This window comes from Symbiobacterium sp. (genome assembly GCF_040797425.1).
In the GTDB taxonomy this organism is placed as follows: Bacteria; Bacillota; Sulfobacillia; order Symbiobacteriales; family Symbiobacteriaceae; genus Symbiobacterium.
Map to the genome: position 1 here is coordinate 1 of NZ_JBFNEH010000072.1, position 11,878 is coordinate 11,878.

The following is an 11,878-nucleotide window of genomic DNA, read 5'->3' on the forward strand; positions in this document are numbered from 1 at the left end:
AGTGCCTTCGAAAGCAGCACCGGGGTAGCCCCCTGCGGGCTACCCCGTCTTGTTCTCCCCTCGCCTCACCTCAGGCGGCCCGTGCGCCCGCGTTCAGGGTGCGGCCGCCCTTCGGTTCAGCCGGGCGTACAGCCCCCGGTTCCGTCGGTAGATGGCCACGAAGGCGGCGAAGAGTTCATCATAGGTCCGGCGGTGCGCCGGGTCCGGTTCGAAGGTGCGGGCGACGGCCACCAGGTCCGGGATGTCGCCGAAGCCCAGCTCGCCCAGGCCCACCAGCGCCAGGAGCCCGGCGCCCCGCACGTTCGCTTCCACGGGGCGGTCCACCTGCTGGACCACCCGGTTCAGCACGTCGGCGAAGATCTGGCACCAGAGCGGCGACCGGGCCCCGCCCCCGATGATCTGCAGCGGCTCCATCCGCCGCCGCGCGAAGGACTCTACGGCCCCCAGCAGCCAGCGGGCGTTGCAGGCGACCCCCTCCAGCACCGCCCGCACCAGGTGGCCCCGGGTGGTCCGCAGGGAGAGGTTGTGGAAGCCGCCCCGGACCCACGGGTCCTCCACCGGGGTGCGCTCCCCGTACAGCCAGGGGGTGAAGAGGAGCCCGTCGCTGCCGGGCGGGACCGCGGCGGCCAGGGCGAGCAGCCGCTCCAGGGCTCCGTCGGGCACCTGTGCGGGGCCCGGGTGGGCGCCTACAGGTGGCAAGGAGGCGGCGCCGGAGCCGGCGAGGGGGCCCGGGTCCGCAACGGCGGGGCGCTCCGCCGCGGCGCCTGCCGGGTGCCCTGGACGGGCATCCGGAAGGGTCGCATCCGGACCTGCACTCGCGGCCGGGCACGGCTCTGTCAGCAGATCCCGCACGTGCAGCAGGCACGCGCCGGCGGCCTCCTGCTCGTTGGCGATCAGGTACCGCCCCGGGATGGCAGCGGGGATGGAGGCCATGTTGTGCAGGAGGTCGGTCTTCAGATAAGGCACGTGGGCCGAGATCCAGGCGGAGGTGCCCACGTAGAGGTGCGGCTCCAGGTCCCGCGTCGCTCCGGAGCCGATGGCCGCCGCGTGGATGTCCGGGGTCCCCGCCACCACGTGGGTATCGGGCCTCAGCCCCAGTTCCTCGGCCACGGCGGGCCGGAGGCGGCCGAGCACCGCCGTGGCCGGCAGCAGGTCGGGCAGCTGCGACCGGTCGAGTCCGGCGGCGGCGACCAGGTCGGGGTCGTAGCGGATGCGGTAGGGGTCCCGGTTGTCGGTGACCCAGTGGAGCGTCATGGCCTCGTAGGTGGAGGCCAACTCGCCGGTGAGGCGGAGGTTCAGGTAATCCTTGGGCTCCAGGAACTTGTGCGTGGCGGCGTAGACGTCGGGGCGGGCCCGACGGATGTAGAGGATGTGGGCGAGGGAGTCCTTGCCCGCCCGGCCGGGGATGCCGCCGGTGCGCCGGACCCAGCGCCACAGCTTGTCGACGCCGTAGCCGGAGATGGAGATGGGCCCGCCGGTGAGCCGGGCGACGTCCGGCGCGCCGCGGGTGTCCATCCAGCTGATCGCCCGCATCAGGGGGCGGCCGCTCCGGTCCACGGCCACCGTTGCCGACCACTGGGCGGTGCAGCAGATGGCGGCCACCTGGTCCGGGCGGGCGACGCCCCGGGCCAAAAGCCGGCGCGCCGCGGCCACCAGGGCGGCCCACCACTCGGAAGGGTCCTGCTCCGCCCCGCCGCCGGGCAGCAGGTGCAGCCGGACCGGCACGCTCTCCAGGGCGGCGACCCGGCCCATGAAGGAGACCAGGGCCGCCTTCAGGGCCGATGTGCCCAGGTCGAAGGCCAGAACATACCGCTCCGCCATGGCTCACACCCTGTAGAGCAGGTCGATGTAGCCGGTGAGCACCTGGCGGACCAGGTCGGGCGGGGCGGCGGCCGCCATGCCGTAGATGGGGGCGAGGCCGGTCTGCTTCTCGGGATTGGCGGCAACGGCCTTGACGGCGACCTCGAGGTCGGCGAGGAAGCGGTCCACCACGCCGGGCTGGGTGTGGCGCAGCGTGACGGCGAGGTGGAAAGCCGGCGGCCGGTGCAGGCCGTTCAGGACCCAGCCCCGCTCGGCCATCTCCTGCATTACCTGGTAGATGTTGAGGCGGTCCGAAGCCACGGCGATCACCCAGAGCGGGTCACCCAGGACCTGCAGGTCGGGGATCTGCCGGATGCCCTTCTTCAGTCGGTCGGCCGCCGCCAGGATGCGCCGGGTGGCCTCCAGGTAGCCCTCCTCGCCCATGGCCAGCATCGCGGCCCAGGCGGTGGCCACCAGCGCCCCGGGCCGGCTGCCGGCGAGGGTGGGGGAGAAGTAGAGGCCGCCGGGCCAGTCGGCGACGGTGAAGTACTGGTGGTGCAGCAGTTCGGGGGTGCGATAGAGGAGGACGGAGGTCCCCTTGGCGCCGTAGCCGTACTTGTGGGTGTCCGCGGAGATGGAGGTGACGCCTTCCATTCGGAAGTCAAAGGGGGGCACCGGGTAGCCCAGCCGCTCCGCCCAGGGGAGGACGAAGCCGCCGAGGCAGGCGTCCACGTGGCAGCCGATGCCGTGCTCCTTGGCCAGGGCGGCGATTTCGGGGATGGGGTCGACGACGCCGTGGGGAAAGCCCGGCGCCGACCCCGCGACGACGACGGTATTGGGCGTGATGGCCTCCCGCATGGCCCGCACGTCGGCGCGGCAGTCGGGGCCCATCGGCGTGCGGATGAGTCGGATGCCGAAGTACTGGGCGGCCTTGTCGAACGCGGCGTGGGCGCTTGCAGGCACCACCGCCTCGGGCTCGGTGATGCCCCTGGTCGCCCGGGCCCAGTCCCGGTAGGTCTTCATGGCCAGCAGCAGCGACTCAGTGCCGCCGGAGGTGACGGTGCCGCAGGCGGAGTCGGGGCCGTTCAGCATGCGGGCGGTCATGGCGACCACCTCCGCCTCGAACTTGGCCGCGCTGGGCCAGAGGTCGGGGTGGAGGGGGTTGGACTGGGACTGGAGGGCGTAGACCTGGCTCAGAAAGGCGATGTGCTCCTCGTCGCCGTGGTAGACGGCGCCGGAGGCGTAACCTTCCCGCCACCGCGGCGCCTCGGCCTCCTGCATGGCGGCGACCTCGGCGAGGATCTCCGCGCGGGGCCGGCCCTTCGCGGGCAGGCGGCGGTGGGAGGGGAAGCGGTCCCGGTAGGGCCTGAGCTGGGCCTCGAGGCCGGCGAGCAGATCCATGGGGGTCCCTCCTCGCGGGTTGATGTGACGGAATTCCGCGAAGAGTGGGATATTCCTGCCCAAGAGACCTCGGGTGAGTGGGACCGTCCCGAACACCGCATGTGCACTGTCTGAAGGGTGCGGTTCCGGCAGCGGGTGCTGCAGCCACTGGCGTGATCCTTGCCGCTGTCTCAGGCTACAGTAGACGCCGGTGGGCGTCAGGCGAAGCGTACGAAAAACCGTGGACCGGTACGCACCGGGCCACGGTCGACTCGCGACTCGCACCGTCTCGTGGCGCCCTTCTGCCGATCACAAGCCATTCTCTGCAGCAAGCAGGCCCGGCCTGCCCGGTTCTGCGAGGCAGACGCGGCTCTCCTCACCAGTCTGACTGCCTGATGCGCGGATCCATCAGGATGGCATAGAGATATGCCGGTGCCCGCAGGTGTTGGACGGAGGTGGTGTTTTTCAGGGGTACCAGCTGATAGGCCTGCTCCAGCTGGGAGTACGGGATCATCTGGCTGGTCCGGTCCAGGTGCAGGGTGTGCCCGGTCACCCTGTAGTGGAACTCCCCGCCGCGGATCAGGTAGAACGGCTCACCGGCGTGGGCCACGATCCGCCCCCAGACGACTTCGAAGGGAATCCGCACCCAGGGCGCCGACCGGGGCCTGGCCTCAGGCTCAGCGGGGACACTCGCCCGAGGTCCGGCCGGAGGCTGCATCCGCCGCTCGCCCTGCGTCTTTGCTCGGAGCACCAGGCCCCCGCTGTCGTAGAAACTCATCCGCTCGCCGATGCCCAGCCCTTCGACGGGGCAGGTGCACGTCGCTCCGGCTCTGGTGAGCAGTCCTTCGAGATCGGCACGGTACTCCGTGCCCGTGTGGAACTCGAAGGTGATGTCCTCAAGGGACCCGCCGAAGTGCTCCCGGATCTGCCGGAAGACCCGCTCGGCCCATAATCGCCTTTCCGCGGTTCCCATGACCTTGAGGGTCTGCTCGTACGGTTCCAGCGGCTGGTCTAGCGTGACGAGGCCGTGCTTGGCCGACAGCACCAGCACCTCGTCCACCCGCGGCTCCACGTAGGCCAGGGCCTTGCGGAAGAGCGGCGACGCGCCATACAGCTCCCTTGCCGGAGCCGGATAACTGGTCTTGGTCTTGGTGCAGCTGATCAGGGCGACTCGACGCGGCACAGCGGTCACCCCCGTGTCTTGAGCTTGGATGTGTTCTATACCGAGCGGTTCGGTGCTGAAATTTCCAACTCCTGCTACCGGGGCTGAGGAGAGCTCTGACTGCGGCCCGGGGCCAGGGCCGCACAACGTTATGGCGGGCAGCCGTGCGGTCAAAGCTAGTAGCAGAGTGGAGCCCCCAGAGGATTGTTCTAGTTCTGTGAAGCCCCTCATACGCTCCACCAGACCTTGCCAAGGGAGGACGCCCCATGGGATGGTGGATCGGCATGGCCATCGGCCTGCCCGTCGCCTTCGTCGTACACGAACTGGGCCACTGGTGGCTCATGGAGGAGGCGGGCTTCCCGCCCCGCCGCGCCCGGCTGTTCCTGGGCCCCGCGCTGCTGCGGTTCATCTGGCGGAACGTTCCCTGTGAGGTGGGTCTGCTGCCGGTGGGAGCCCAGGTGGAAGCAGATGAACGCCTGGCGAGCGAGGCGGGGTGGTGGCGGAATCTCCTCGTCTACCTGGCCGGCCCGGCGGCCAACCTGGTCCTGGGCCTCGCGGGGGCGGCCGGTCTCTTTGGGTACCAGGCCTGGCAGGCGGGCCACGGCCCTGGCATGGCGGCGCTCCACGCCGTCGCCGCGGCCGGGCGCCTCCTCGACGGGCTCATCGCGGGGTTCGGCGCGATGGTGGTGAACTTCATCCCGACGCTGGTCATGGGCCTCGGCCCCACCGGCACCGGATCCCTGGCGGCCATGGGCGGGGCCTTGCAGCAGCCGTTCGGATGGGAAGACGTGGCGTTCGGCTTCGTGACGGTTCAGCTCGTGCTGGCCACCTTCAACCTCATGCCGTTCCCCGGTCTGGACGGCTTCGGCGCCCTGGCCTGCCTCTACGAGGGGATTACCGGCCGGCGGGTCAGCCCGGCCGTCTTCGCCTGGGGGCGGGACGTGCTCTTCCTCGGGCTCATCCTCGGCTCCACGATCCTGGCGATGGGTCGCAGCGACGCCATCCACGCCGCGGCGATGCGCATCCCGGAGGGCTATCGGATTCTGACCCTGAACCTCTTGGGCCTCTCGATCCTGCTGCTGCTCACGGCCCTGCGCTCGCACCTGCTCCGGGTGCGGCCCCGCGCCAGATGAGAAGGAGGGCTGCGCCCTTCGCCCCCACCGGTCGGGTTGCACCGGCGGCGGAGTGCGGAACGTGCTCGAGCGTAGAGCACTCCGCCGGATGGGGCGGTCCTGGAAGGGAACCGCGTCTCCGCCACCCAATACTAAAGGAAGCGACTCCGGCAGCGCCGCACGATGCGCACTGTGGTCACAGCACGAGGCGCCGCACATGCCTCGCAGCACTCGGTCGAAGGATGGGACGTACATGCCAACCCACACAGGTCAAGGTTCTGGTGGCACCAGGGAGGGCGCCGGCGGACCTCGGAAGAAGGCGCTCGTCGAAGACTGGCTGCTCGGTCTGGCCCTGATCGCGCTGATGCTCTCGTGGGGCGGATTCGGTGGCTTCTGGTTCTGGGTCGCCCTCGCGCTGGGCGCGGCGGGGGGAGGGCTCAAGGTCTGGCGGCAGCGCCGCCCGGACGGGGGCGCCGCCGGAGAGTAGTCTCCGCACGCAACCGCGGTCCGGGCTGACGGCGAACGGGAAGCCGCGGTCCCGCGTGGTCCGGAAGGAAGCGGATGCACGACGAAACCGAAAAGGGGACGCTTTGGCGCCCCCTTTTCATTTTCCTGTCGCCTCCTCTACTTCACGCCGCAGATGCGGGCGGCTGCCAGGGCGAAGACGGCCAGGCCGCGCTGCAGGTCTGACCCGTCGAGGTCGAAGCGGGGGTGTACTGGCCGGGCTTTGATGCGGGAGAGGCTGTCGCCGTCGGCAGGCGGACTGCCGCCTGTGCTTACTTGATCGCACCCTGCGTGAGCCCGGCGATGAACTGCCGGCTCATGAAGGCAAACATCACGATGACCGGCACGATTGAGATCGTCAGGGCGGCGAAGAGCGTGGGCCAGTCAGTGGCGTACTCGCCGAAGAAGACGCTCAGGCCCACCGGGATGGTCATCAGTTTGTTGTCCCGCAGGAAAATCAGCGGGAAGAAGAAGTCGTTCCACGCGCCCAGCGCCTCGTAGATGGCCACGGTGGCCAGCGCCGGGCGCACCAGGGGCATCATGATCCGCCAGTAGACGGTCCAGAGGCCGGCCCCTTCCACCACCGCTGCTTCCGCCAGCTCGACCGGCACCTGCCGGAAGAACGTGGTGAGCAGGAAGATGTCGAAGGGCATGGAGGTGCCCACGTAGATCAGGATCAGCGCCAGGTGGGTGTTCATCAGCCCCAGGTCCCGCACTAGCAGGAAGAGGGGAATGATCGAGAGCCGGCTGGGCACCACCAGGCCCGCGGTGAAGAGGCCCAGGATGAAGGTATTGAGCCGGAACGGGATGCGGGCGAGCACGAAGCTGGCCATGGAAGCGGCCAGGAGGGTAGCGGCCGTGGAGGCGGCGGTGACGAAGAGGCTGTTCTTGAAGTAGACGGCGAAGTTGGCCTCGCTCCAGGCCCGCAGGTAGTTGGACCACACAAACGTCTCGGGCCAGCCGAAGGGGTTCACGATCAGATCGCGGGTGCTCTTCACCGACCCCAGCAGCATGGTGATGATCGGAAACAGGACGACGAGGGTGTACGCCCCGAGCACCAGGTGAAACCCGATCACGGACCACCGCGGGCGGGGGTTCTGCCAGACCATGGGCTACACCTCCACCTGGAACCGCTGCCGGATGCGGCTCGCAAGCAGCGAGACCGGGATGACGATCAGGAAGATGACCACCGCCAGGGCGGCGCCCAGCCCCATGCCGCTCGCAGTGGACCCCGTCCCGCCGAAGGCGGTGCGGTAGAACAGGGTGCCGAGCAGGTCGGTGCTGTAGAACGGCCCGGCCTCTGCCCCCTGCATGACGAAGACGATCTCGAAGAGGCTGAACGCGCCGGTGAAGTTGAGCGCCATCAGGTTGATCAGGGTGGGCAGGATGATCGGAAAGGTGATCTTCCAGAACTGGGCCACGCGACCCGCACCGTCCACCTCGGCCGCCTCCAGGATGTCCCTGGGCACCGAGAGCATCGCGGACAGGGCGATCAGCACCGGGAAGCCGAGCCCGTGCCACACGTTCACCGCGATGACCGTAGGCAGGGCGAGGCGGCTGTCGCCCAGCCAGGGCATGGCCAGGGCGCCCAGCCCCACCCGGCGCAGCAGCGCGTTGACCGCCCCGAACTGGGGGTTCAGCATCAGGCTCCAGAGGAAGCCTGTGACGGCCAGGGAGACCGTGTTCGGCATGAAGATGATGCTCTTGTAGAAGCCGGCGCCCCGCCGGATCTGCGTGAGCATCCAGGCGAGCAGTGTGCCCAGGCCGGTTGACCACACGAGCAGTAGGCCGAACACGATGAAGTTATGGCGCAGGGCCCGCCAGAACATGGTGGAGAAGGGCGGCTGGTAGAGGAAGCGGGCGTAGTTTTCCAGGCCCACCCAGACCCTGGGTGAGCCGGGGATGCCGTTCCACTCATAGAGGCTGAGCCAGATCGACTGGAAGAACGGATAGACCTTGAACAACAAATAGGGGACCAGGGCCGGAGCCAGCATCAGCCAGTAGCTGTACCGGCCCGGGCCCTTCCGTGCTGTGTACATCTGAAGCGTTCCCTCCGCTACTTCTGGAAAGCGGGGTACCAGGAGGCGAGATCCGCCTGGACGTTCTCTGCCGCCTGCTGCGGCGTGAGCTGACCGGCGAACATGCCCTGGATGTTGGCGCCCAGGCTGGTGGAGATGTCCGGTGTGCCGCTGTCGAACGGTGAACGGATGCGGAAGAGGGTCTTCAGGCCCACCTCGTTCATCTGCTGCACCGCCTTCGCCAGCATGGGCTGATCGGCGGGGAAGGTGACGTTCTTGTTGCCCGGGATCTCGGCGAAGAGGTCGGCGTACATCTGGGCGAACTCGGCGGTGGCGGTGTAGGCGGCCACCCGCAGTGCGGCCTCCTTCACCGCAGACCGGGAGTTGACGGCATAGCCTCCGTCTACATAGGGATAGATCCGCACCGGGTCCCCCTCACGCGCCGGCGGGGCCAGGAAGGAGCCCAGCTGGAGGTCGGGGTCGGTCTGCAGGTAATAGGTGTTCACGGCCCAGATGCCGTCGATGATCATGGCGGTCTGGCCGGTGGCGAAGAGGGTGCGGGCGTCACGCTGGGCCGTGCCGAGGAAGCCATCCTGGGCGTACTGCTTGAGGGAGTCGACCTTGGCCAGCACGTCCACGAACTTGGGGTCCGTGAAGTCGGTCCGGCCGGCGATGACGTCCTGCGCCCACTGGTCGCCGAGCCAGGTGGCGCCGATCACGTCGACCATGAGGCAGACGGCGTAGCCGTCCTTGCCGCCGATGGCAATCGGCGTGATGCCCCTGCTCTTGAGGGTTTCCATAATCTGCATCAGCTCGTCCCACGTCTTGGGTTCGCTGAGGCCGTTCTCCTCAAAGATCGTTTTGTTGTAGAAGAACGTGAGCGTCTGCACAGCGAAGGGTACGGCGTAGACCTGGCCCTCGTAGGAGACCTGCTGCAGGATGCCCTCGTCGAATCCGGAGAGGTCGATGGCATCCAGCGGCTCAATCAGGCCGGCCTCCGCGTACGACCGGGTACCGGCGCCGCCGCGGGAGGTGAAGATGTCCGGTCCATCGCCGCCGGACATGGCGGTCCGCAGGACCGCGTCATACTCGGTCGACTTGATCCCCCGGAACTCGATGGTGATGTTCTCGCCGTTGGCGTTCAGCCGCTCCTGGACCTTCTGCCACAGCTCCTCGTCCTGCACCCGCCAGGACCAGACCGAGACCGTGGCGGGAGGACGGCTGCCGGCACCGGACTCGGCAGGCTCCGTGGCGGGCGGCGGGGAAGTATCGGTCGGAGCGGGACCCGGGGCACTCGGGGAGCCGCTGCAGGCCGAAACGAGGAGGCTCAGAACCAGGCACAACGCTGCCAGTGGGCGGTACCGACTCACGCTGAACATCCCCCTTACGGTTGTATAGACCGGATGAACAGCATATTCGGCATTACAAGCTAATTACCCTCTTAGCGCTAGTCAGAACAATGTGCTGAAAGCACAGCCCGGTGTGGTCGGTCACGCGAACCATCCGTCGATGCGGCGGGTGCCCCTGCAGGAGCGCACCGGCCTGGTTTGCGCGGCCACACGCGGTGTTGAGAGCGTGGTGTAGGCTGTCGAACCGGGCGATACCGGCTGGCGGGGGAGGTCGGGGGAGGCTGAACCCCGGCCCGGCGGGGTGCCCTCACGCCCGGCCGCACTGTCCGGCGGTTCGCACCTCTGTGTGCGAACAATTCGCCTTGCTGAATGTGTCTGCCTTGATGTAACGACAGACAGAACAAAGGAGGGAGCGACCATGGCTTCCCTCCCCTACGAAGTGCGGAACCTGGTGAAGCGCTACGCCCCGGACCAGCCGCCTGCCAACGACGGCACCTCCCTGGAGATCTACCAGGGTGAGGTCTTCGGCCTCCTGGGCCCCAACGTCGCCGGCAAGACGACGCTGATCCAGCAGCTGACGGGCCTCAGCCGACCCACGTCCGGCACGATCCGCCTCTTCGGTTACGACGTGGTCGCAGACCCCTCGGCCCTGCCGGGCATGGTGTGCAGCCTGCTGCTGGGTACCTGGCAGATGGGGATCCCGCTGCAGAACACGCTGGCGGCGGTGCCGCCGGCGCTGCTGGCCGCGGCGAGCCTCACCCTGGTCGGCGCCGGCGTGGGCAGCCTGGCCCGGACGCAGGCCCGGGTGAACCTGTACAGCAACGTGCTCTACCTGGTGGTGATCTTCCTCTCCCCGGTGATGGCACCGGTGGAGAAGATGCCGGCGCTGATGCGGGCCACGTCTTACCTCTTCCCGATCGGCCAGGCGGCGATGGCGATCACGGACGCCCTGCAGGGGAGCTACGGCCCGCACTTCTGGGGCCCGGTCGGACTGCTCTGCGTCTGGCTGCTGGCGGCGGGATTCTCGGTCGCGAAGCGGCTCGACTGGCGGGCGGACTAGAGCGTGGGGGCTGCAGCGGGCCGCGGCGCCGGGCGCAGCCGGCCGGCGGGGAGGGCGGAACCCGGCGGCGGAAGGGGGAGTTTCCGCACGCAGCCGGCACAGAGGGAAGCTAACGCGAAGGGGGAGACCCGGTCCCACGCGATCCGGTAGGACACGGACTCACGCCGAAAACGGAGAAGGGGGCGCACCGGCGCCCCCTTCTCGTCTTCACGATGCTTCTTCTACTTCACGCCGCAGATGCGGGCGGCGGCCAGGGCGAAGACGGCCACGGCGTGCTCCAGGTCCGCCTCGACGATGTCGAAGCGGGGGGTGTGGTGGCCGGCCTTGTGGGTTGTGCCCTGGGCCATGTAGAGCGTCTGGGCCCCGTGCCGGGCGGCCCGGGCGGCGAGGACGGTGAAGTCGTCGCTGCCGCCGGTGATGTGCCCCTGGTTGTGAACGGTAAGGCCGGGGATGTGCGCCGCCTCCTCGGCGATCAGCGCGGCCAGCTCGGCGCTGTTATTGGAACTGAGCCCGCGGCCCTGCACAGAGATGGCGTAGTCGACCTCCTGTGCGATGGCGGCGCCCTCGACCACTTTCCGGGCCCGGTTTTCCATGTACTGCAGGATGTCGTCGGTGGCGCCGCGCACCTCCACCTGCATGTAGGCCTCGGCGGGGATGACGTTGCGGCCGGTGCCGCCCCTGACGACGCCCACGTTGACCCGGGAGGTGCCCTCTCCGTGACGGGAGATGGCGTAGAGTCCCTGAATCGCCTGGGCCATCGCCAGCACGGCGTTACGCCCGTCGTGGGGGGTGGCGCCGGCGTGGGCCGGGACGCCCTTGAAGGTCACGTCGAACTTGGTGGAGGCGAGGAGCCCGTCGATGCGGGTGTAGAGGTGGCCCGAAGGCACGCCGCATCCCAGGTGCGAGGCGAGGAGATAGTCCACGTCGTCGACGACGCCGGCCTCGGCCATCGGGTTGGCGCCGCGGCAGCCCTCCTCAGCCGGCTGGAAGATGAGGCGGATGGTGCCGCAGAGCTGGTCGGCGATCTGCGTGATGATCTCGGCGACGCCCAGGCCGATGGCGGTGTGGCCGTCGTGGCCGCAGGCATGGGTCTCGCCGGGGTGGCGGGAGGCGAAGCCTTCGATGTGCGGGATGTGGTCAGGATCGGTGCTCTCGGCGACGGGGATGCAGTCCATGTCGAACCGCATCGCCATGGTCGGGCCCGGGCGCCCGGTGCGCCACTCGCCGACCACGCCCGTCAGGCCCCCGCGCAGCAGGGGCAGGAACTCGGGGTCGGCCCCCTCGGCCTCGGCCCGCTGGTACGCGGCCTCCAGTTCTTCGGCGCTGGGGAGGCCGAGCAGGGCGTCCGGGTTCATGACCTCCCGGCCGACCTTTACGGCGAAGCCGAGGTCCTTCAGGCGCCGGGCGACCTTGCTGGCGGTGCGGAACTCCATGTGGCCGAGTTCGGGGTGCATGTGGAGGTCCCGGCGGGTGGCGATGACGGTGGGCATCAC

The 11,878-nt window shown here is 69.1% G+C and carries 10 protein-coding genes; 3 read left to right on the top strand and 7 right to left on the bottom strand.

Translation table 11 applies throughout. From position 1 onward, the window contains the following. Positions 1–93 precede the first annotated feature (93 nt). From AB2385_RS15555 to AB2385_RS15565, 3 genes are all read right to left on the bottom strand, one after another. Complete coding sequence (locus AB2385_RS15555; protein WP_367655930.1) at positions 94–1,821, bottom strand: FGGY-family carbohydrate kinase; 1,728 nt, start codon at positions 1,819–1,821, stop codon at positions 94–96. A 3-nt stretch (positions 1,822–1,824) separates the two neighbouring features. Further along, on the bottom strand, positions 1,825–3,201 hold the full coding sequence (locus AB2385_RS15560) for an aspartate aminotransferase family protein (protein ID WP_367655931.1): 1,377 nt from the start codon (positions 3,199–3,201) through the stop codon (positions 1,825–1,827). Between the two features lie 355 nt (positions 3,202–3,556). After that, on the bottom strand, positions 3,557–4,363 hold the full coding sequence (locus tag AB2385_RS15565) for a DUF6884 domain-containing protein (protein ID WP_367655932.1): 807 nt from the start codon (positions 4,361–4,363) through the stop codon (positions 3,557–3,559). A 245-nt stretch (positions 4,364–4,608) separates the two neighbouring features. Here AB2385_RS15565 and AB2385_RS15570 point away from each other — a divergent pair, with 245 nt between their 5' ends. Together AB2385_RS15570 and AB2385_RS15575 are read left to right on the top strand one after the other, a co-directional pair. Beyond that, positions 4,609–5,475, top strand: coding sequence for a M50 family metallopeptidase (locus AB2385_RS15570; protein WP_367655933.1), 867 nt, complete (start codon positions 4,609–4,611; stop codon positions 5,473–5,475). A gap of 232 nt (positions 5,476–5,707) precedes the next feature. After that, a complete protein-coding gene (locus AB2385_RS15575; protein ID WP_367655934.1) occupies positions 5,708–5,941 on the top strand; it encodes a hypothetical protein in 234 nt (77 codons plus the stop codon). Between the two features lie 289 nt (positions 5,942–6,230). On the opposite strand, the gene AB2385_RS15580 is transcribed toward AB2385_RS15575, so the two are convergent. From AB2385_RS15580 to AB2385_RS15590, 3 genes are read right to left on the bottom strand one after another with little or no spacing between them, the layout of a single operon-like run. Next, the gene (locus AB2385_RS15580) at positions 6,231–7,067 is read right to left on the bottom strand and encodes a carbohydrate ABC transporter permease (RefSeq protein ID WP_367655935.1); all 837 of its coding nucleotides are present in this window, start codon (positions 7,065–7,067) and stop codon (positions 6,231–6,233) included. A 3-nt stretch (positions 7,068–7,070) separates the two neighbouring features. Continuing rightward, the gene (locus AB2385_RS15585) at positions 7,071–7,997 is read right to left on the bottom strand and encodes a carbohydrate ABC transporter permease (protein ID WP_367655936.1); all 927 of its coding nucleotides are present in this window, start codon (positions 7,995–7,997) and stop codon (positions 7,071–7,073) included. A gap of 17 nt (positions 7,998–8,014) precedes the next feature. Then, positions 8,015–9,346, bottom strand: coding sequence for an ABC transporter substrate-binding protein (locus AB2385_RS15590; protein ID WP_367655937.1), 1,332 nt, complete (start codon positions 9,344–9,346; stop codon positions 8,015–8,017). Between the two features lie 397 nt (positions 9,347–9,743). Between AB2385_RS15590 and AB2385_RS15595 the strand changes: the two genes are divergently transcribed. Further along, a complete protein-coding gene (locus AB2385_RS15595; RefSeq protein WP_367655938.1) occupies positions 9,744–10,385 on the top strand; it encodes an ATP-binding cassette domain-containing protein in 642 nt (213 codons plus the stop codon). Between the two features lie 221 nt (positions 10,386–10,606). Here AB2385_RS15595 and AB2385_RS15600 read toward each other — a convergent pair. Next, on the bottom strand, positions 10,607–11,878 hold a 1,272-nt coding region (locus AB2385_RS15600; RefSeq protein ID WP_367655939.1), incomplete at its 5' end, for an amidohydrolase.

What these genes read in the sequence shown, in the direction of transcription:
- AB2385_RS15580 (WP_367655935.1), bottom strand. Translation starts at nt 7,067, where the DNA reads ATGGTCTGGCAGAACCCCCGCCCGCGGTGGTCCGTGATCGGGTTTCAC.
- AB2385_RS15585 (WP_367655936.1), bottom strand. Translation starts at nt 7,997, where the DNA reads ATGTACACAGCACGGAAGGGCCCGGGCCGGTACAGCTACTGGCTGATG.
- AB2385_RS15570 (WP_367655933.1), top strand. Translation starts at nt 4,609, where the DNA reads ATGGGATGGTGGATCGGCATGGCCATCGGCCTGCCCGTCGCCTTCGTC.
- AB2385_RS15575 (WP_367655934.1), top strand. Translation starts at nt 5,708, where the DNA reads ATGCCAACCCACACAGGTCAAGGTTCTGGTGGCACCAGGGAGGGCGCC.
- AB2385_RS15555 (WP_367655930.1), bottom strand. Translation starts at nt 1,821, where the DNA reads ATGGCGGAGCGGTATGTTCTGGCCTTCGACCTGGGCACATCGGCCCTG.
- AB2385_RS15595 (WP_367655938.1), top strand. Translation starts at nt 9,744, where the DNA reads ATGGCTTCCCTCCCCTACGAAGTGCGGAACCTGGTGAAGCGCTACGCC.
- AB2385_RS15560 (WP_367655931.1), bottom strand. Translation starts at nt 3,201, where the DNA reads ATGGATCTGCTCGCCGGCCTCGAGGCCCAGCTCAGGCCCTACCGGGAC.